This is a genomic window from Streptomyces sp. NPDC031225 (genome assembly GCF_055570355.1).
Map to the genome: position 1 here is coordinate 292,218 of NZ_JBVIHJ010000003.1, position 20,952 is coordinate 313,169.

The 20,952-nt window shown below is 71.9% G+C and carries 13 protein-coding genes; 6 read left to right on the plus strand and 7 right to left on the minus strand.

Features of this window, described 5'->3' with window-relative positions; translation table 11 throughout:
• Position 1 precedes the first annotated feature (1 nt).
• On the minus strand, positions 2 to 1,150 hold the full coding sequence (locus tag ACZ48Z_RS06850) for a substrate-binding domain-containing protein (protein ID WP_468734730.1): 1,149 nt from the start codon (positions 1,148 to 1,150) through the stop codon (positions 2 to 4).
• A 384-nt stretch (positions 1,151 to 1,534) separates the two neighbouring features.
• Positions 1,535 to 2,566, minus strand: a complete 1,032-nt coding sequence (locus ACZ48Z_RS06855) for a LacI family DNA-binding transcriptional regulator (RefSeq protein ID WP_468734731.1) — start codon at positions 2,564 to 2,566, stop codon at positions 1,535 to 1,537.
• A 558-nt stretch (positions 2,567 to 3,124) separates the two neighbouring features.
• On the opposite strand from ACZ48Z_RS06855, the gene ACZ48Z_RS06860 reads away from it, so the two are divergent.
• The 3 genes from ACZ48Z_RS06860 to ACZ48Z_RS06870 all read left to right on the plus strand — a co-directional run bounded on the left by ACZ48Z_RS06860 (position 3,125) and on the right by ACZ48Z_RS06870 (position 10,223).
• Positions 3,125 to 4,621 carry an arabinofuranosidase catalytic domain-containing protein gene (locus tag ACZ48Z_RS06860; protein WP_468734732.1) on the plus strand — a complete coding sequence of 499 codons (1,497 nt, stop codon included), beginning with the start codon at positions 3,125 to 3,127 and terminating at the stop codon, positions 4,619 to 4,621.
• Between the two features lie 193 nt (positions 4,622 to 4,814).
• A complete protein-coding gene (locus ACZ48Z_RS06865; protein WP_468734733.1) occupies positions 4,815 to 7,424 on the plus strand; it encodes a LamG-like jellyroll fold domain-containing protein in 2,610 nt (869 codons plus the stop codon).
• Positions 7,425 to 7,649: 225 nt separating this feature from the next.
• Positions 7,650 to 10,223, plus strand: coding sequence for a beta-galactosidase (locus tag ACZ48Z_RS06870; RefSeq protein WP_468734734.1), 2,574 nt, complete (start codon positions 7,650 to 7,652; stop codon positions 10,221 to 10,223).
• A gap of 235 nt (positions 10,224 to 10,458) precedes the next feature.
• On the opposite strand, the gene ACZ48Z_RS06875 is transcribed toward ACZ48Z_RS06870, so the two are convergent.
• Positions 10,459 to 11,136 carry a uracil-DNA glycosylase gene (locus ACZ48Z_RS06875; protein ID WP_328745105.1) on the minus strand — a complete coding sequence of 226 codons (678 nt, stop codon included), beginning with the start codon at positions 11,134 to 11,136 and terminating at the stop codon, positions 10,459 to 10,461.
• Between the two features lie 118 nt (positions 11,137 to 11,254).
• Between ACZ48Z_RS06875 and ACZ48Z_RS06880 the strand changes: the two genes are divergently transcribed.
• Positions 11,255 to 12,274, plus strand: coding sequence for an N-acetylglucosamine kinase (locus ACZ48Z_RS06880; protein WP_468734735.1), 1,020 nt, complete (start codon positions 11,255 to 11,257; stop codon positions 12,272 to 12,274).
• A 95-nt stretch (positions 12,275 to 12,369) separates the two neighbouring features.
• Positions 12,370 to 13,293: a sirohydrochlorin chelatase gene (locus tag ACZ48Z_RS06885; protein ID WP_468734736.1), complete on the plus strand. Its 924-nt coding sequence runs from the start codon at positions 12,370 to 12,372 to the stop codon at positions 13,291 to 13,293.
• A 78-nt stretch (positions 13,294 to 13,371) separates the two neighbouring features.
• On the opposite strand, the gene ACZ48Z_RS06890 is transcribed toward ACZ48Z_RS06885, so the two are convergent.
• Together ACZ48Z_RS06890 and ACZ48Z_RS06895 are read right to left on the minus strand one after the other, a co-directional pair.
• Positions 13,372 to 14,403: a lactonase family protein gene (locus ACZ48Z_RS06890; protein ID WP_468734737.1), complete on the minus strand. Its 1,032-nt coding sequence runs from the start codon at positions 14,401 to 14,403 to the stop codon at positions 13,372 to 13,374.
• Between the two features lie 108 nt (positions 14,404 to 14,511).
• Positions 14,512 to 15,999 (minus strand): FUSC family protein, encoded by a 1,488-nt coding sequence (locus tag ACZ48Z_RS06895; protein WP_468734738.1) that lies wholly within the window; start codon positions 15,997 to 15,999, stop codon positions 14,512 to 14,514.
• A gap of 208 nt (positions 16,000 to 16,207) precedes the next feature.
• Between ACZ48Z_RS06895 and ACZ48Z_RS06900 the strand changes: the two genes are divergently transcribed.
• Positions 16,208 to 16,684: an Lrp/AsnC family transcriptional regulator gene (locus ACZ48Z_RS06900; protein WP_468734739.1), complete on the plus strand. Its 477-nt coding sequence runs from the start codon at positions 16,208 to 16,210 to the stop codon at positions 16,682 to 16,684.
• Positions 16,685 to 16,728: 44 nt separating this feature from the next.
• Here the strand turns inward: ACZ48Z_RS06900 and ACZ48Z_RS06905 are convergent, their stop codons facing one another.
• Together ACZ48Z_RS06905 and ACZ48Z_RS06910 are read right to left on the minus strand one after the other, a co-directional pair.
• A complete protein-coding gene (locus tag ACZ48Z_RS06905) occupies positions 16,729 to 18,144 on the minus strand; it encodes an FAD-binding oxidoreductase (protein WP_468734740.1) in 1,416 nt (471 codons plus the stop codon).
• Positions 18,145 to 18,256: 112 nt separating this feature from the next.
• Entirely contained in the window at positions 18,257 to 20,917 is a 2,661-nt protein-coding gene (locus ACZ48Z_RS06910) for an ATP-binding protein (RefSeq protein WP_468734741.1), read from the minus strand.
• Between the last annotated feature and the right edge of the window lie 35 nt (positions 20,918 to 20,952).

Genomic DNA, 20,952 nt, shown 5'->3' on the forward strand with positions numbered 1-20,952 from the left:
CTCAGCCGATCCCGAGCTGCGACTCGAGGGACTGGTAGGCGCTCAGGTCGGACTTGGTCACCAGGCCCACGCCGGAGCTCAGGGTCGAACCGTCCTTCTCCAGGTAGGGCTTGACGAGCGCCATCGTCCTGTCCTTGCCCAGCACCTTCTCCGCGGCCAGGATGTACGCCCCGGTGTAGCCCTGCTGGTACGGCATCTGCACGACGGTGCCGGAGATCACGCCGGACTTGATGAACTTCAGGGTCTGGGCGTCGGAGTCGTCGGAGACGATGTGCACCGAAGCCGTCTTGCCTGCCGAGGTGACGGCCTGGGCCAGCGCGGGGCCGTCGTAGGAGTAGACACCGTAGAGGCCGTTGACATCGGGGTTGTTGGCGAGGATGGTCTCGGCGTCCGAAGTCGCCGTGCCGGCCTGGAGATTGTCGTTGACCTTCTGCGCGACGGTGATCTTGGTGCCCTTGAGCGCGGCCTCGAAGCCCGCGATGCGCTGGGTGGCGTTGGAGGCGGTGAGCGAGCCGACTAGGATCGCCACCTTGCCCTTGCCGCCGAGCACCTGCTTCATGGCAGTGCCCGCCTGGAAGCCGGCGGTGTAGTTCGGGGTCCCCAGGTACAGCGAGGCGGCGTCGGTGCCGGGCAGCGGCGAGTCGATCGCCAGAACGCCGATGCCCTTCTGGACGTCGGTGTGGATGGTTCCGGCGGCCGAGGTCGGGTCGATCGCCGAGATCGCGTAGCCGGTGACGCCCTGCGAGCGCAGGGTCTCCAGCTCCGAGTTCTGCTCGGTCAACTTGCCGCCCGGCGGGGCGAAGTAGGTGCACTTGCTCTTCGCGATGCCGAGGTCGGAGCAGCCCTTGAGGAAGCCGACCTGCCCGGCCTTCCAGTAGTCGGCGGCGACGTTCACGACCATCGCGATGTCGACCTTGGACAGGTCCTTGCCGGCCAGGGCGGACTTCAGCGCCGCGTCGAGCTTGGCGAGGTTCGTCTGGTTGAAGGTGACCGAACCGGCCAGGGCGACCGGGGCGGCGCTGGAGCCGGCCGGGCCGGAATCCGCCGAGGAGGAGCTGCCGTCGGCGTTCTTGGAGCAGCCGGCGGCGGTGAGGGAGATGAGCACCGCGGTCGCGGCGACGATGGTGCGGGACCTTCTGCTGCGGAGCATGGCTGATCAGCGCCCTTCTAGGCGTGTCGGAGTGGCAGAGCCCACGGCCGGGGAGGCGGGGTGGGCGGATCGGGGATCACGGCATGGCGGGCAGGTCGGCGTACGCCGGTGCGGCCGGGGCCGGGGGTGTGTGATGGTCCGCTCGGGAGCGAAACGTGGCTCAGGAGGGGTTCGTCGCCGTGGTGATCGCGGACGGGAGCCGCGGACGGCGGTGCGGGAATGCCGTCGGAGACGTCGGGACTTCAGGTCAACTGCTGTGGGCTGCAGCCGGATTGACGCTGGTGACAGCCTCCTGGCAGGGGGCGCGCACAATGCTGCCGTGATCGCAGCCCGTTCAGTGGGCGGTCAGGGTAACTCGTCGCAGCCCATGTCGGACTCCTTCTTTCAGGGGCGGGGGCGGGTCGCCGAGGTCCGCACCACGAGCGTGGGCGGGATGACGATGTGAGGTGTGTCGTCGACCGTCGGGAGCCCCGTGTCGGGGTCGCCGACGATCTGGACCAGCATGTGCAGGGCACGTCGGCCGAGTTCGTCGAAATCCTGGCGGACGCTGGTCAGGGAAGGACCGAAGTACTCGGTCTCCGGCATGTCGTCGAACCCGACGACGCTGATGTCCTCGGGGACCCGGAGCCCGGACTGCTGCAGGGCCCGCAGCAGTCCGAGAGCCATGTGGTCGTTGGCGCAGAACACCGCCGTGACATCGGGGTCGGCGGCGAACCGTCGACCGAGCACGTACCCGGTGCGGGCCGTCCAGTCCGCGCCGACGAGCGGTTCGCTCACCGGAGCGCCCCGCTTGTTCAGGGTGTCGCGCCAGCCGGCCTCGCGCTCCTGCGCGTCGAGCCAGGAACGCGGCCCGACCAGGTGGTGCACCGTCCGATGGCCCAGGTCGAGAAGGTAGTTGGTGGCGAGTTCGGCACCGGCTTCGTTGTCCACGGCGACCGAGGCGAGTGCGGTGTGGGTGCCGCAGCCGACCGCGACCAGCGGAACGTCCGACGGCACGTTCGCCAACGCACCGACCGCCGCGCTCTGCGGCGCGATCACGATGATTCCCTCGACGCCTTGGTCCCTGAGCCGGTCCACGGCGTCCAGCACCGAACGCCGGTCGAGCGTGCCGACAGCGGCCACGGTGACGAAGTAGTCGTGCTGTCTGGCCGCCTGCTCGATGCCGTAGAGCATGCAAGCCGGGCCGTACAGCGTGGTGTTGAAGCTGATCACACCCAGGGTGCGGGTGCGGCGGGTGGCCAGCGTGCGGGCGGCGGCGTTGGGGCGGTAGCCGAGGTCGCGGACCGCGACGAGCACCCGGTCCCGGGTGCTGCGCCGCACGTTCGGATGGTCGTTGAGGACCCGTGAGACGGTCTGGTGCGAGACGCCTGCGAGCCGGGCCACATCGGCCATCACCGGTGCGCGATCCCCGTCCATGGCCCACCTCCTCGCGCTCCGAAAATCTGCCGATGAAGCGCTCACTTCCGGTCGGAGCAGCGCGCCGTGACGAATTGTTAACGCCAACATTCCGTGGGGGCAAGGCTGGCCGGACCCCTCCGTTTCGCGATCCGGCAACAGCAAAGACGGGGCAAGTGACTCGCTGACCTGGCCGTTCAGCGCCATGCCGGATCCCGCACGGCGTGTCTGCGGACCCGGGTAAACAGACTGCACAGCTTTTGTTTCCGCACTCTTGACTGTTCGACACTGTTGACCCGGCATTCATCCGGCCGTAAAAAGAGCGGGGTCGCAAGACCAGCCGTTCGTTCCCCCACGAAGCGAGAACGGCACGCGCACACGTCCTCAGCCCGGACCGATTCGCCGCTCCGAACTGCGGCGAAGCCCTCGGCAGCACTGCTCGACCAGAGCAGCACGCAGTCCGGCCCGCCCCCCATCGCCCTTCGCGTGCACCCGGAGACAAAGAAGTGCCGCACCCGAGGGTCGGAGTTGTTAGCGCTCACATTTGATCGACGGAAGAGGTTCACAGTGAAAGGTCGAGTGACAGACCGACGCCTGAGAGGGCTCCTGCTGAGCGTGGGAGCAGCCCTCACCCTCCTCGCGGGCGTCCTCGCCGGGGTCGTCGGTGTCGCGGGCACCGCCCAGGCCGCTTCGTCCCTGCCCTGCGACATCTACGCCTCCGCGGGGACACCGTGCGCCGCGGCGCACAGCACCACGCGGGCGCTCTACGCCTCGTACAACGGCTCTCTCTACCAGGTCAAGCGTGCCTCGGACTCCGCCACCACGAACATCGGCGTCCTCAGCGCCGGCGGCTACGCCAACGCCGCGGCACAGGACTCCTTCTGCTCCGGCACGACATGCGTCATCACCAAGATCTACGACCAGAGCTCCAACCACAACGACCTCACCGTCGAGGGGCCGGGCGGCAACGGCGGACAGGACGTCGGCGCGATCGCCAACGCCCTGCCGGTCACGGTCGGCGGCCACAAGGCGTACGGCATCTTCGTGAACGCCGGCGTCGGCTACCGCGACAACAGCACCACGGGCATCGCCACCGGCAGCTCCCCCGAGGGCGCCTACATGGTGACCAGCGGCCACCATGTGAACAACCGGTGCTGCTTCGACTACGGCAACGCCGAGACGTCCGGCAACGACACCGGCAACGGCCACATGGACGCGATCAACTTCGGCACGGAGTGCTGGTTCTCGTGTTCCAACGCCGGGTCGGGCCCCTGGGTCGAGGCGGACCTGGAGAACGGGCTGTTCTTCGGAGGCAACGGAGCCAACTCGAACAACAAGGGCAACTCCAGTGAGTTCGTCACCGCCCTGGAGAAGAACAACGGCACGACCACCTACGCCATCAAGGGCGGCAACGCCCAGTCCGGCAGCCTCACCACCTGGTACAACGGGGCTCTGCCCAACCTCGGCGGATACACCCCGATGCACCTGGAAGGCGCCATCGTCCTGGGCACCGGCGGTGACAACAGCAACGGCTCCGACGGCTCCTTCTTCGAGGGCGTCATGACGTCCGGATATCCGACGGACGCCGCCGACAACGCCGTACAGGCCAACGTCACCTCCGTCGGCTACAGCACCCCGGCCGCGACCTTCCCGGTCGCCGGCACCGCCTACCGCCTGACCAACGTGAACAGCTCCAAGGTCCTGGACGCAGTGAACTGCGGGACGGCCAACGGCACCGCGATCGACCAGTGGGCCTCGCTCGGCAACACCTGCCAGCAGTGGAAGTTCGCCAGTGCCGGCAACGGCCACTACACGATCACCAACGTGAACAGCGGCACGGTCCTGGACGACACGAACTGCGGGCAGTCCAACGGCACGGCCGTCCAGCTGTGGGCCTCGCTCGGCAACAACTGCCAGCAGTGGGACGTCACCGCCGTCGGCAGCCACTACACCATCAGCAACGTCAACACCGGCATGGTGCTCGACGTGACGAACTGCGGAACGGCCAACGGCACCGCGGTCCGCCAGTGGCAGGAGCTCGACAACACCTGCCAGCAGTGGAACATCGCCCCCTGACCGAACGACCGACCCGCCGATGGTCCGCCGCCTCCTCCCCGGCGGCGGACCATCGGCCCGTCCCGGACCACGGTCACGCCGCCGCTCCCCGCGGACGCCCAGACGGCTTGACCGAAGAGATAGGGGCACCCCCCGTCACGCCCTCGCCCTCAGCCGTTTCGACCGATCCGTCTCGCAAAAGAGGAACTGCCGCATGCCTTCAGAAGCCGGACTCCCCCGCAGAACCGTCCTGACCGCCCTCGGTGTCGCCTCCCTGGCCGGGACCTTCGCCGCTTCCGCTCCTGCCCGGGCCGCCGAACGCTCCGGCACCGCCGCGGCCGCGGACCTTCCCGCCCCGGCCGCGCACTGGAGTTTCGACGAGGGTTCCGGCACCTCCGCCGCGGACGCCTCCGGCAACGACCGCACCGCGACCCTCCAGGGCGCGGCCGGCTGGGACACCGGCAAGGTCGGCGCCCACAGCCTCGGCCTCACGGCGGGCGGCAACGCCACCGCTTCGGGGCCCGCCCTCGACACCTCCAAGGCGTTCTCGGTCGCCGCCTGGGTCAACCTCAGCCAGCTGGGCGGCTACCAGACCGCCGTGAGCATCGACGGCAAGGTCGTCAGCTCCTTCTACCTGGGGCTGCGCGACGACACCGGCACCTTCGCCTTCGCCCGGCTCGACTCGGACGCCACCCAGAACGCCGCCGTGGCTGCCGCCGCCTCGGCGCCCACCGCCGGCACCTGGACCCATCTGACCGGCGTCAGCGACCCCTCGGCCGGCGTCACCCGCCTCTACGTCAACGGCGTACTCGAAGGGCAGGCCGACTACACCGCGGGCTGGGCCGGCACCGGCGACACCGCCATCGGCCGGGCGCTCTACGGCGGCGGGCACGTCGACCAGTGGCACGGCCTCATCGACGACGTGTGGATGTTCCCGACCGCCCTGACCTCCGACCAGGTCGCGACGCTCGCCGGGGTGCCGGTGGAGACCACGACACCGCTGCTGAGCGTGGACGTCGCCCACCCCGCGCACGCCGTCTCCCCCATCCTTCCCGGCCTGATGTTCGAGGACATCAACCACTCCGGCGAGGGCGGCATCTACGCCGAACTGGTGCAGAACCGCTCGATGATGGCCGACGACAGCACGCCCGTGCACTGGTCCGCGGTCGGCGGGACGACCCTCGCGCTGGACATGACGACGCCCCTCAACGACGTCCTCACGCGTTCCCTCAAGGTCGTGCTGCCGAGCGGCACCGGGGCCGGCCACCGGGCAGGCGTGGCCAATGACGGGTTCTGGGGCATACCCGTGCGCCCCCGGACCACCTATACCGCCCGCCTGTTCGCGAAGGCGTCACGACGCATCGGTCCGCTTACGGTGGCGCTCGAGTCGGCGGACGGCGCGACCGTGTACGCGTCGGCGAGGGTGCCTCACATCGGCACCGCCTTCCCCGACCGCCCCTTCGAACTGACCCTGCGCACCGGCTCGGGCGCCCCCGTGACCGGCGACGCGAGGCTGACCGTCACCACCGCAGACCCCGCCGCCGCGGGCGGGACCCTGTGGCTCCAGCACGTGTCCCTCTTCCCGCCCACCTACCACAACCGCCCCAACGGCCTGCGCATCGACCTGATGGAGAAACTGGTCGCCCTGAAGCCGAAGTTCCTGCGCTTCCCCGGCGGAAACTTCCTTGAGGGCAACACCATCGCCACGCGGTTCAACTGGAAGAACACCATCGGTCCGGTCTGGGAGCGCCCCGGCCACATGGACGACGCGTGGGGCTACTGGTCCACGGACGGGCTCGGGATCCTCGAATACCTGGAATGGGTCGAGGACATGCGCGCGCAGCCGGTGCTCGCGGTCTTCGCGGGCTACGCGCTGAGGGGCGAACACGTCACCGGCGACGCGCTCAAGCCGTTCATCCAGGACGCCCTCGACGAGATCGAGTACGTCACCGGCCCCGTCACCAGCACCTGGGGTGCGAAACGGGCCGCCGACGGACACCCGAAACCGTTCCCGCTGGAGTTCGTGGAGATCGGCAACGAGGACTGGTTCGACTCCTCGGGGTCCTACGACGAGCGGTTCGCGGCCTTCCACGACGCGATCAAGGCGAAGTACCCGCACCTGAAGCTGATCGCCACGACGACGGTGACGAGCCGCACGCCGGACCTGATCGACGAGCACTACTACCTCGCCCCGTCCGCCGCCCAGGCCTCCACCCACAAGTACGACAACCGGGACCGCGGTTCGACCAAGGTCTTCGTCGGTGAGTGGGCCGCGCAGGAGGGCCGCCCCACCCCCGACCTCAACGCCGCGCTCGGCGACGCCGCCTGGCTGGCCGGGCTGATACGCAACTCCGACCAGGTCCTCATGGAGTGCTACGCGCCCCTCTTCTCGCACGTCAAGAACAACGTCTGGGCGACCAACCTGATCGCCTACGACAACCTGACCAGCTATGTCTCACCCAGCTACTGGGCCCAGCAGATGCTGACCAGCCGGCTGGGCGACACCGTCCTGCCGGCCACCGCACGCGCGCTTCCCGCCGTCGCCACGGTCGCCACCCGGGCCGGCAACCGTCTCTACCTCGCGATCGTCAACTGCGGGACGGAGAAGGTGGATGTGCCGGTCGAACTGAGCGGCCTGGCCAAGGGGGTCAGGAAGCACGCCACCGCCACCGTCCTGACCGGCCCCTCGCGCACGGCCACGAACACGCTGACCGAGCCTGCCGCGCTCACGCCCAGGACGAGCACCGTCACCGGCGCGGCGGCGGCGTTCACCAGCACGCTGCCGCCGCTGTCCGTCACCGTCCTGGAACTCCACCTGACCTGACAGGCGGGGTTTCACCGTCCGGGCCCTCCCCGCGATCTTCGGGGGAGGGCCCGGCCCCACACCTGTGACCACAGCCGCGATGCCTGCCGTTTCAACGCCACCCGGCCCACCCGACCCGCGAAACCCACCGGAAACAGGGTCTTGTACCGGACTTATGACGACAGTTAGCTTAACCACTGTTCGAAGTCCGGCTCGATCATCCACGGGAGTCACGTGAGCCACCCCATGACAGTCGGCACCGGCGTCACCCTCGACGCCCGGGGCATCCGCACCGAGGGCGGCCCGCGGGTCGTGCTGTGCGCGTCCCTGTTCTACTTCCGCCTGCCGCGGGAGCAGTGGCGTGCCCGGCTCGAACAGGTCCGGGACTCCGGCTACACCTGCGTGGACGTCTATCTGCCGTGGAACTTCCACGAAACGGCGCCCGGCCGCTGGGACTTCGAGGGCCGGCGTGATGTCGCCGCGTTCCTGGACCTCGCGCAGGAGGCCGGGCTGTACGTCATCGCGCGGCCCGGTCCCTACATCTGCTCGGAGTGGGACGGCGGCGCGCTGCCGGCCTGGCTGGGACTCGACCCCGACCTGCGCGTACGGCAGCACGAGCCGCGCTACCTCGCCCAGGTCACCGCCTGGTTCGACCAGGTGCTGCCGCTGCTGGCCGAGCGCCAGTACCCGGCCGACGGACCTGTCGTGATGGTGCAGTTGGAGAACGAACTGGACTTCTTCGACTGCGAGGACCGCACCGGATATCTCACCGCCCTGCGCGACCAGGCGAGCCGCCACGGCATCACCGTGCCGCTGATCGCCTGCTCCGGTCAGGGCGACATCGAGGGGGCAACCGGCGACGTCCCCGGTGTCGTCCCGGCGTGCAACTTCTACCCGGACGACGACTCCCCGGACATCGAACCCGAAGTCCGGCGCTACGCCGAGGTGTTGGCGGAGCGCGGCCTGCCGCTGCTGATCACCGAGACCAACCGGCGCCATCGCACCCTGCGGCGCCTCCTGGCGAGCGGCGCCTCGCTGATCGCGCCGTATCTCCAGTCGTCCGGCTGGAACTTCGGGTACACGCCGTCCACGGGGAACTGGGGCGACCCCGGCAACTTCATGAGTCACGGCTACGACTTCGGCGGCTACGTCTCCTCCACCGGATCCGAACGTCCCGAGTACGCCCAGGGGCAGTTGCTGGCACGGGTGATCGACACTCTGGGGCCTCAACTCGCCCTGGCCACCTCGGCGTTGCCCCGGGTGCCGGTGACGGCGGACTTCCCGACGAGTTCGTCGCCGTCCGCCCTGGACCTCGACGGGGGCGGCCAGTTGATCGCCGTACCCCATCTGGGCCCGGCCTCCGGCACGGCCGTCGTGAACGGTGTGCCCGTCGCCGTCGCCCCGGACTCGTGTCCGCTGATGCTGGTCGACGTGCCTCTCCAGCCGTGGGGTCATGACGGGACGCTCGGCCTCGCCTCGGCGGATCTCGTCGCCGCGAAGGACGGCGTACTGACGTTCTCCTCCGAGGTGCCGGTCACCGTCGTCCTGGGGGACACACGGGTCGAGATCCCGGCGCCGAGGGCCGGCGTGCCCGAGCGGGCGACAGTCCAGGGGCTGATCCTCGTCGCGCTGGCGCCGGAGGACGCCGTACGCCTGCGGGCGACGGACCGCGACGGCACGGTGCGCCTGGCCGACGCGCCGTCCGCCCGGAACACGGCACCGCCCGTTCCCGTGCACGAGGTGCGGCGGCGGGCGTCAGCGGCTCCCGAGAAGCCTGCGGGGACCCACGAACTGCCGCCGCCACTGGAGGCGTTGGGTGTGTACCGAGGGCGCGGAGCCTACCGGACCACGGCCGATCTGACCGGTGTCGACGAGCTGCTGCTCGTCGGTGCGGCGGACATCGTCGACCTGTCGGTCGGTGGGCGGACGCATCCGACGATCGCCGGGTTCGGCGCGGCCGAGCGCATCGACGTCCGCGAGGCGACCGGCCGGGTCGATGTCGAGGCCGTCGTGGAGATCTGGGGGCACGCCAACTTCGACGACGCGCGGCTGCCGGCCCTGCGCCTGGGCGCCCTGCGGGGGCTCGGCGCGCTGTGGGCGGTCCGGGGGCTGAGGGACGTGTCCGCCCTGTGGTCGGTGGAGGGCCACTGGACAGGTCGACCGGCGCCGTTGCGCACACTCGGCGGATGGAGCAGCACCCGTGTCGGCCTGCCCGTCACCTACACGCGCGAGATCGGTTCGGCCACCGCGTCGGCGCTGCACCTGCGGGGTGTGGTCGAGCCGCTGCGGGTGAGCGTGGACGACGGTGAGCCGTGGACCGTCCATGCCGAGGACCCCTGTGTGCTGCTGTCCGCCGGGACCCATCGGGTCTCGGTCACGCTGCCGCACCACCCGAGCGGCGGCGGCCTGCGTGCCGAACTGCTCGACCTGGAGCCGGTGACGGACTGGTCGTGCGCCGCCCAGGACGACGAGCTGCTGACCGGGTTCGCCGCCGCGGCCGACACCGCGCAGGGACAGGACATCCGGCTCCCGCTGGCCCTGAAACCGGGGCAGGAGGTGTGGCTCGACGTCGATCTGCCGGCGTCCGGGGACGGCCGTCTGGTGCGGCTGGAGGGTTCGCAGATCCGGGTGACCGGATGGGCCGCCGGGGAGTGCGTGGGCCGGGTCTGGCTCGGTGACCGGCCGGTGTTCTCGGGCGGAGAATCGACCGTGCTGTGGATCCCTGCCGGGTGGTCCGGTCTGACCCTGCTGGTGAAGGGCTGCGCCGGGCAGGACAGTCCGGAGCTCCGGACGCTGCGGCTGGGGTCGTCCGACGACTGACGAAGCGTGGTGGCGCGGTGCCGAGCACCGCTTCACGGTTCTGCCGGCCTCGTTCGAACGGTGTCGTCGACAGGATCGTGCGCGCCGTCGACCCCCGCTTTCGGAGCCTCCGGTCTCGACCGTGAGCGTGTCACCGGCGCCGGAGCCGGGCGCCGGACACCGGCGGCGACCCGGCCCGGCGAGGACCGGAGCACGCCGTCGACATCGGGCCGACCCCGGTGTCGACGGCGGTGTTCTACGGCAGTTGCCAGTTCACCGGCTGTGCCCCCTGGCCGACCAGCAGGTCGTTGGCCCGGCTGAACGGGCGCGAACCGAAGAAGCCGCGGTCCGCCGACATCGGTGACGGGTGCGCCGACTCGATCGCCGGGAGGTCCCCGAGGAGGGGCCGGCAGTTGCGGGCGTCGCGCCCCCACAGGATCGACACCAGAGGCTTCCCACGTGCCGCCAACGCCCGGATGGCCTGTTCGGTGACGTCCTCCCAGCCCTGCCCGCGGTGCGCTCCGGGCTTGCGCGGCGCCGTCGTCAACGCCCTGTTGAGCAACAGCACGCCCTGCTCGGCCCACGGCGTCAGATCGCCGTTCGACGGCCTGGGCAGCCCGAGGTCGGAGTGCATCTCCCGGAAGATGTTCTCCAGACTCCCCGGCAGGGAACGCACCTCGGGCGCCACCGCGAAACTCAGCCCGATCGCCATTCCCGGCGTGGGGTAGGGATCCTGACCGACGATCAGGACGCGGACGTCGTCGAAGGGCTGCTGGAAGGCTCTCAGGACGTTCGCCCCGGCCGGCAGATAGGTCCGGCCCGCCGCTATCTCGGCCCGGAGGAAGTCCCCCATGACGGCGATGCGTTCGGCCACCGGTTCAAGAGCCTTCGCCCAGCCCGCTTCAACAAGTTCATGCAAGGGTCGTGGTGCCACGGCGTGTCACTCTACTGGCAGACATCAGCACGCCGCATACACGGGGAAGCGTCCGGACGGAGAGCGTTCCACGGGCGCCGGTCCTCGTCCCCGCCCCGTCTTCGAGAAGGAGTCGAACTTGTCCCGGCCCGCACTTTCTGCCGTGCCCGGTCCGGCGGGTGCCGGTGCCGGGGAAGGGTTCCTGGCCGTCGACTCCGGCGGCTCGGGCCTGCGGGTCGTCCTGGGCGCCCCAGGTAGGCGGCCCACGGCCCCGCGGGAGTCGCGCATTCCCGTGCGTACGGGGCCGCGCGGCATCGATCCGGGGCATCTGATGGAACAACTGGTGCCCATGGTCCGGTCGTTGTCGGCCGAGGCGGATGTGGCCGGGCTGGGCACCGCCGTGGTCGGGGCGGCCGGTCTCGCGACCCTGGGCGATGCGCTGCGGGCCGAGCTTCCGGGCGCGCTGGAGCGGGAGTTCGGCGTCCGGACCGTCGCGCTCGCCGCGGACGCCGTGACCGCCTACACCGGTGCTCTCGGCCCACGTCCAGGTGCGGTCGTCGCCGCCGGAACCGGTCTGATCGCGATCGGCACCGACCTGAAGTGCTGGCGCCGCGCGGACGGCTGGGGGCATCTGCTGGGCGACTGCGGGAGCGGCGCGTGGATCGGGCGGGCAGGGCTGGAGGCCGCGCTGCGCGCCCACGACGGGCGGCCCGGGGGCTCGACGGCACTGCTGGCCCTGGCGGAGGAGTCGTTCGGACCGGTGCGGGAACTGCCCGGCAAGCTCTACCCGCGTACGGACCGGCCCGCCGTGCTCGCCTCCTTCGCACCTCAAGTGGCGGTGTGTGCCGAGGACGACCCGGTCGCCGGCGGCATTCTGCGCCGGGCGGCCCGGCACATGGCCGAGTCGGTGGCCGCCGTCTGTCCGGCGGAGGGTGAGCCGTGCGTCAGCCGCACCGGTGGCCTGTTCTCGACGGGTGCCGCCCTCGTCGTACCGCTGGAGGAGGAGCTGGAGCGACTGCTGCCGCACGCCCGGCTGGTCGCCGCGGCGGGCGGGCCGTTGGAGGGATCGGTACAGATCGCCACAGAACTGGCGCGGGGTTCGTTCATTCTCCCGAGTGACGCGTCGATGTTGTACGTGGTGACCCCAAAGAGGGGCTGAAGCGGACGTAACTCATCAGACAAAACCGGACGGATACCGCTCACCTGCACCCTCCCCGAACAGGGGAGCCCCGCAAACCAGTAACATGCCTCGCCATGAGCTCCCCCACTGGGCCCGCGTCCGGCCTGCCCGTACGAATGCCGCGACCTCGCCAGCCCGGGCGGCACCGCCGACCCGAGCCTCTGGCTGCTCCCGAGGGCGCGCCCGCGCTCGTCCTCGCGGTGCCGGGCACGCCCGCGGCCGCCACGCGCAGTCTCGCCGAGGAGGTCGTGAGCATCGCCCGCTCCGAGCTCCCCGGCCTCGACGCCCGGATCGGGTATCTCGACGGGGACGACTCGGAGTTCCCCACGCTCCAGGCCATCCTCACGCATGCCGCGGAGGAGCGCACCGCGCGTTACGAGCAGGCCAGGGCCGCCGGGGTCGACGTCAAGGAGCCCGAGGGTCCCGTCGCCGTCGTCGTACCGCTGCTCGCCGGTCCGGACAACTCGCTGCTGCGCCGGATCCGCCAGGCCGTGATGGACAGCCGGATCGCGGCCGACCTCACCGATGTGCTGGGCCCGCACCCGCTGCTCGCCGAGGCACTGCACGTACGGCTGTCGGAGGCCGGTCTCGCCCGCGCGGACCGTGCCCGGCTGTTCACCGTGGCGACGGCAGCGGACGGCATCGTGCTGGCCGCCGTGGGCGGCGAGGAGGCCGTACAGGCGGCCGGGATCACCGGCATGCTGCTCGCCGCGCGTCTGGCCGTGCCGGTGATGGCCGCCGCGCTCGACCAGGACGGCTCGATCGCGTCCATCGCCGAGCAGCTGCGGTCCTCCGGTTCGCAGCAGCTGGCGCTGGCGCCGTACCTGATAGGGCCGGAGATCGACCCCGCCGTGATCGAGGAGGCGGCCAAGGAGGCCGGCTGCTCCGCCGCCGACCCGCTCGGCCCCTACCCGGCGATCGGCAAGCTCGCCCTCGCCAAGTACACGACCGCGCTGGGCATCGCCCCGCAGCAGGCTCAGGGCGCCCCGGTGCGCTGACCGCACACCGCAGCCGCGACGCCGAAAGGGCCCGCTCCCCGTCGGAGCGGGCCCTTCGGCATGCTGTGGCGCCCTGGTTCAGTCGAAGATCACGCAGGACGCGGCCGGTACCTCGATCGAGCCCTCGTAGCGCGGCAGACCCGTCTCCGGATCCACCGCGAACCAGGTCACCTCGCCGGAGCGCTCGTTCGCGACGTACAGGAATCCGCCGGACTCGGCGAGGGCGCGGGGCCAGTCGCCGCAGCAGTGAACCGTGCCGACCAGCCGCAGGGCGTCGCCCTCGACGGCGAACGTGGACAGGACGTCCTCACCCCGGGTGGCGGTCCACACGAAGCGGCCGTCGGGGGACGTGACGACACCCGACGGGTACGCGTCACCCGAGGGGGCACCGGCCAGCACGGGGGCCTCGCTCAGCGGCTTCAGGGCGCCCTCCTCGGCGTCCCAGCGGCAGACGGTGACGGTGGGGGTGAGTTCGTTGAGGACGTAGGCGCGGGTGCCGTCGGGGTGGAAGGCCAGGTGGCGCGGGCCGGAGCCGGGGCGCAGGGCGATCTCGCGGTGTACGTCGAGGGTGCCGTCCGTCAGCGCGCACACCCGCACCGAGTCCGTGCCGAGGTCGACGCTGACGATCCACCGCCCGCTCGGGTCGGGCTGCACCTGGTGGGCGTGCGGCCCCTGCTGGCGGGGTGTGTTCGGGCCCGAACCGATGTGCCGGAGCACGCCGGAGAGGGCGGCCGCGAGGGTGCCGTCGGCGCGCACGGGGACGGTGGTGACGCTGCCCGAGCCGTAGTTGGCGGTCAGGACGTACCCGGCGTGCACGGCGAGGTGGGTGGGCCCGTTCCCGTCCACCGGCACCGGCGGGCCGGCCGGCTCGGGCCTGTCGCCGGTCACCCGGTACGCGGCCACCGCGCCCTCGGCCTTCTCGCTGACCGCGTACAGCATGTCCCCGTCGGCCGACAGGGCCAGGTACGACGGGTCGGGTACGCCGTTCAGCGCGCCCAGTGCCTTCAGCGCGCCCGTCTGCGGGGTCACTGCGGCCATCACGATGCCGGGGCCTCCGGCCGCCGTGAACGATCCGATGTAGGCCCGTCGCCGCCCGTCGCCGTCTGCCACAGTCGTCCCCTCTCGGTCTGTGCGGTTCGGGGCGACGGTAGCAGCGATCCCCACCGGTCTAGACCAACCTTGGCCAAAATCACCGGCCTCACGGACTCGGCCGGGCGGTCAGGCCCCCACCAGCGGTGACCCGGAGGGCGCCCGCAGCGGCGCCGCCAGTTCCGCGAGCGCCCGTTCCAGTCCGTGCAGATGGGCCAGCGCGGGGCCCTCGGCGAGGGGCCGGTCCGCGGGCGGGAGGCCCCTGCCCTCCGTGAGGGCCTCCACGGCGGCCTCCACCCGCCGGCACGCGGCGGTAAGGCGGTCGTCGTGCGAGGCCTCGGGGTCGGCGGCGACGGCGACCAGGCCGCGGATCTCCCGCGCGCAGTCGTCGAGGAGGGCGAGCACCCGGCGGGCGCGTCGCCTGCGGCCCCGCATGGGGTTGAGCGGGTGGACCAGCGGGGCGACCGCGAGGCGGACCCTGCCCAGCAGCTGCTCCAGTTCGCTCACGCGGCCGCCCGGGTCGACTCCCGCCCCACCGGCGAGCCGGGCCGCGGCCTCCGCGGTGCAGGCGTGGACGCAGTGCAGGGCACGCCGGATCCAGGCGTCGGTGACGGCGTGGGTGGTGACCGGAAGCACGAACAGCACCGCCAGCACGGCCCCGGCCGCGCCGACCCCCGTCTCCGCGAGCCGCAGCGCCAGCAGTCCGGGTTCGAGGACGCCGAGAAGGCCGTAGAGGAGCTCGGCGAGCAGGGTGACCCAGAGCATCATCCAGGTGTAGGAGACGGCGGCCGTGTAGAAGACGCCGAAGACGCAGACGGCGACCAGGACGGCCGTGGGCGTCGGCGCGCCCCGCAGCGGTACGGCGATGAGCAGACCCAGTCCGATGCCGATCACCGTGCCGAGGACGCGGCGGAAGCCGCGCACCAGGGTCTCGCCGCGGGAGGTGGTGTTCACGAAGATCCACCAGGTTGCGCCGACGGCCCAGTACCAGCGCTGGCCGGAGATCAGCTGGCCGACGACGAGAGCGAAGCCCGCGCCGGCCGTGGCCTGTACCGCCTGGCGGGTGGTCACACGGGCGAGCCCGGTGCCGGCGGGTGGTGTGGGGGCGGGGGCCGGAGGCAGCCGGCGTTCGTAGCGCCACAGGCCGAAGCGGACCGCGGCGGCGGTGAGCAGGGACAGCAGGACGGCGGCGTACAGCTCGGGCAGTTCGCCGGTGGTCGCGTGCAGGAACTGCGCCACGAAGAAGGTCATGAACGCGAAGACGCCGAGGCTGTGCCCGCGCGGCCCCCAGCGCCGCGCGTACACGCCCGCACCTACCACGGCGAGGAAGGTGAGGTCGCGGGCGACGGGGTGGTCGTGGAGTCCGGCCGCGGCGGTCAGGACGGGCAGGCCCACGGCGGGCAGCAGCGCGGTGGTGACCGCCTGCCCTCGCACGGTGGCGTCGGTGACGGTGAACAGGGCGAGCAGCGCGGCGAGGCCACCGGTGACGGCACCGGCGAGCGAGTGGCCCGCGAGGCCGCACAGCAGGACCGCGAGGCCGATGCCGAGCACCGCCCGGGCGGCGAAGCGCAGCCGGACCCGGCCGGGGTCCGGCGCCGTGAACACCCTCTTCAGCACGTACCGCCCCCTGCAATCTTCGGCTGCCTCGGACACCGGCATGGAAAAGGCGCCGCGGGGTCCGCAGCGCCATCGACGGGCTCATTGCAGCATCCTCGCCACTGTCGGCTCAAGCGGGGTCGAATATGCTGGGCCATTGGCACAGCGGAAGCGGTTCCGGGGCGTCCGGCGACGGGCCAACGGACCATGCACGAGGAGGCCGTACGCCATGGCCGTGGACGAACTCGACACCCGGATCCTGCGGTTGCTGCTGGAGCAGCCGCGTACGAGCGTGCGTGAGTACGCCCGGCTCCTCGGGGTCGCGCGCGGGACGCTGCAGGCGCGGCTCGACCGGCTGGAGCGGGACCGTGTGATCACCGGCACGGGGCCCTCGCTGTCGCCCGCCGCGCTCGGTCATCCGGTGCTCGCGTTCGTGCACATCGAGGTCACCCAGGGGCGGCTCGACGACGTGGGGGACGCGCTGGCCGCCGTGCCGGAGATCGTCGAGGCGTTCTCGATCGCGGGCGGCGGGGATCTGCTGACGCGGGTCGTGGCGCGGGACAACGCACATCTGGAGGACGTGATCCAGAAGGTGATCAGTCTGCCGGGGGTGGTGCGGACGCGCACCGAGGTGGCACTGCGGGAGCGGGTCGCGTACCGGCTGCTGCCGCTGGTGGAGTCGGTGGGGCGCGCCACCCGGAACTGATCGTCGACATCCGTCGGCGCACCCCACCGGCCCCTCGCCCAGCCCTACGGCCGCGCCCCGTGCGTCGGCCTCGGTGCCGGCTGGATGTTCTGGTTGAGGCGGAACACGTTGTCCGGGTCCCGGTCGGCCTTGATGCGGGCGAGGCGGTCGTAGTTGCCGCCGTAGCTGGCGCGGACGCGCTCCTGGCCCTCGTCCATCATCATGTTGACGTAGGCGCCACCGGCCGCGAACGGGTGCAACGCGTCGAAGTAGTCGACGGTCCACCGCTTGATCAGCTCGGCGTTGGCCGGGTCCGGGTCCACGCCGACGAAGACCGACGCCCAGTTGGCGTTGCGGTACTCCCAGGGGGTGTCCTGCCGGCCCACGTCGTGGGCGGCGCCGTCGACGGGGTACAGGTGCATGCCCGACTGCATGGTCGGCACCTCGGCGCCGAACTTGGCGTGCAGTTCGACCGCCTCGTCGGGGATGCTCTCGACGAAGTCGGCGCGCCAGTACCACTGGTGGCCGGGCGGGTACAGCCCGTCGAACATGGACTGCAGGTCGGGGTGCTGCATCACCATGGGCGCGTGCAGCAGCGGCGCGGGCAGGGCGTCGAGCAGCGGGGCCATCTCGCGGGCGGCGGCCTCTGGGTCGTCGCCCGCGTAGCACCACACCACACCGGCCGTCTTGCGGAGCTGGATCTCCTCGGGGAACGGCGGGGCGGGCGGGACCATGCCGTGCAGGAAGAAGCCGCCCAGCTCGCGGGGTGCGGTCAGGATGAAGTCCCGGTAGGCGGCGAGGACTTCGGCGCTCGCCTCGACGGGCCAGAAGGTCGGTCCGCCGACGACCGTGCTGATCTCGTGCAGGCGGAAGAGGAACGAGGTGACGACGCCGAAGTTGCCGCCACCGCCCCGGATCGCCCAGAACAGGTCGCTGTTCTCGTCGGCGCTCGCCCGTACCCGGCGGCCGTCGGCGAGGACGACATCGGCCTCCAGGAGGTTGTCGATGGTGAGCCCGCACTTGCGGGTCAGGTGGCCGAGCCCACCGCCGGTGGCGATGCCGCCGACGCCGGTGGTGGAGACGATGCCGCTGGGCGTGGCCAGGCCGTGCGCGTTGGTGGCGCGGTCCACCTCGCCCCATACGCAGCCGCCCCCGACCCGTACGGTGCGGGCCTCGGGGTCGACCTGGATGTCCTTCAGCGGGGACAGGTCGGCGACCACTCCCCCGTCGACGGTGCCGAGTCCGGCGCCGTGGTGGCCGCCACCGCGCACGGCGAGCCGGAGACCGTGCGTGCGGGCGAAGCCGATAGTGCGGGCCACCGCGTCCGCGTCGCCGCAGCGGGCTACGAGGGCGGGGCGCCGGTCGATCATCGCGTTGTAGACGGTGCGGGCCTCCTGGTAGCCGGTGTCGTCGGGTCCGATCAACTCCCCGTTGAATCCGGTCAGTTCCCGGCGTGCGGCCTGGGCGGGTGTGCTGGACATGAGGTCCCCCGTTTTCCGAGTCTTTGCCGAATCAGGCTGATTCGCCCGTTCTACTCGCGTTACGCACGGGCGGACATCCGTGACCGTCACCCAGCTCGGCACAACCGGGTACCTACGTCGGGGCGCCGCCGGGCAGGAGTCCGAGCTCCGACGCCCGCACCGCGGCCTGCCGTCGGCTCGGTGCGCCGAGTTTGTCGAGCACCGCCCGCACATGGTTCTCGATCGTCCTGACCGACACGACGAGCCGGCCGGCGATCTCCGCGTTCGTCAGCCCCTCGGCGAGCAGCCGCATGACCTGGAGCTGGCGTTCGGTGAGTCCTGCGGGGTTCTCCCGGGTCGCGGCGAGGGGCCCGCGGGGGATGTGGCGCACACCGAGCCGTCGCAGCTCGGCGCGGAGCAGTTTGGCAGCCGGTTCGGCCCCCAGCGCGTCGAAGGCGGCGAGGGCGGTCAGCTTGTCAGCGGGGTCCGGGCTCTCGGCGAGCGCGCCGGCGTGTTCGTACGGGCACCCTGCGGCCTGCCAGAGTTCGGCGGCCCTGCGCCACTGCCCACGTGCCTGCAGTGCGTACGGATGGTTCGAGTCGTCGGGCGGGACGGGGTGGCCCGCCTTGGTGAGCCAGTAACCCAGGTCGGGCCGGTAGGGAGCGCCGGGCAGCCGGCTCGCCTGGGCGTGGACCGGCCCGGCCGCCTCGATCACCGCTTCGGTGTCCCCGCGCAGCCAGGCCGCCTCGGCCCGCGCCACCGCCACCGGCCCGGTGCGCTGGAGTTCCTTCGTCTCCACGGCGATCTCCCAGGCCTCGGTGAGGAGTTCACCGGCGCCGGGACGGCCGCAGCGGATGCGGACCCGGGCGAGGACGGTCAGGGCGGGACAGCGGGCAGGGACGAAGTCATGCATGCCGTACTCGGCGTGCTTCTCGGCGTCGCCCCAGTCGGCGGCGGCGAGCCTGCGCATGGCGAGTTCGACGTGGAGGTAGTTGAGGAAGCCCAAGTGCTCGGCGCGGTCGGCGAGTTCCATCGCCGGCGGCAGGAACGTGTCGGCGTCGTCGTACTGGAGGTTGTCGAGCAGGGTCCAGATGATGTTGGCGTAGGAGCGGCAGGCGTGTTCGACCTCGCCGGCGGCGAGCGCGACGGCGAGGCTCTCCTCCAGCTGGTCCCGGCCGCCGGGGTCTCCGGAGCGCCAGCGGGCGGTGCCGACGTTGTTGAGGGCGTGCGCGAGGATCGCGGGGTCGCCGGCCTTGCGGGCCAGGGTGATGGCGCGTTCACCGTGTTCGACGGCCTCGGCGTAGCGCTCGGACAGCATGCGCAGCTGGGCGGTGTTGCTGACGGCGAGGGCCAACAGCCGGTCGTCTCCCGCGTGTTCGAGAACCGCCACGGCCTCGCGGGCGGCCTCCTGTGCCTGGTCGGCGTTGCCGGCCCACCAGTGGATGCGGGACAGCCAGCGCAGGTCGGCGCCGAGGGCGAGGGTGTCGCCGAGGGACCGGCGCAGGGCGACGGCCTCACGCTGGGCGGCGACGGCGGCGGCCGAGTCGGCGATGGTGTAGCTCTCCACGGCGTAGCGTTCGAGCAGGTCGGCGAGTTCGGCGGGGGCGTAGCGGTGCCGTTCGCGCAGTACGAGCCGGAGGTGGGCGGCGGCCTCGCGGTGGGCGCCCGCCACGGAGGCGTCCTTCGCCGCGTCGGGTCCGTAGCGGGCGATGGCGTCCTGGTCACCGCACTGGGCCGCGTGGTGGACGACCCGGGCGGCGTCGGATCCGGGGCGGGCCACGAGGGCGGCGAGAACGGCCCGGTCGAGGCCGATGCGCCGGGCGGCGGGCAGGGAGTCGGCGACGGCCCTGCGGATCAACTCGTGGCGGAACGCCACCCGTTCCGGGGTGACGGTGAGCAGGCCGCGCTGTTCGGCTGCGGCGAGGACGGACACCCCGTCCGTGAGCGGGCCGGGCTCCGGGGCCGCGAGGGAGCCGTGCTGCTCCGGCTCCGCCGGGACGGGCGCCCGGTCCATGAGCAGCGCGTCGACCAGGGGGCGTTCGACGGCCGACGGGACGACGGCCAGTTGCTCCAGTGCGTCCACGGTGGCCCCGGGCAGCCCTCGCAGCCGGGCGAGCACGGCGTCGACGACGGTCGGGGGCACTTCCCCGGTGCCGCCTGCGGCGAGGATCTCGGCGACGAAGAAGGGGTTGCCGTTCGTGACCGCGTACACCTGGGCGGGGTCGACCCGGCCGGCGCTGAGGGTGCGGACGGCGTCCAGGGAGAGGCGCGCCAGGGGCAGTCGGTGCACCCGGGGCGCCCGGGACACCTGGCCCAGCAGCTGTCGCAGGGGATGCTCACGGCTCAACTCGTCGTCGCGGTAGGTCAGGACGAGCAGGGCGGGCAGCCGCTCCATCCGGCGGACCAGGAAGCGCAGGGCGTCCAGGGAGGCCTCGTCGGCCCAGTGGACGTCCTCGACGACGAGTACCGCTCCGCGTAGTTCTTCGAGCAGTGCCTCGTGGACGCGGTGGCGGTCGCCGCCCTGCGTGACGGCGTCGGCCAGTGCTGCGCCCACGCTGCCGATGAGGTCGCGGAACGGGCCGAGGGGCCTGCGGGTGGCGAGGTCGTCGCACTCGCCGACGAGGACGCGGATGCCGTGCGGCAGGCGGTCCGGGAGCGCCTTCACCAGGCTCGACTTGCCGATGCCGGCCTCGCCGAGGACGAGCACCACGGATCCGGCCCCGTCCGCCGCCTCCCGCGCGGCCGAGGCCAGTCGCGCCAGCTCGGGCTCGCGCTCGAGGATCCCCCAATCCACGGGCCCGATTGTGCCACCCGAGGCGCCGGAACGGC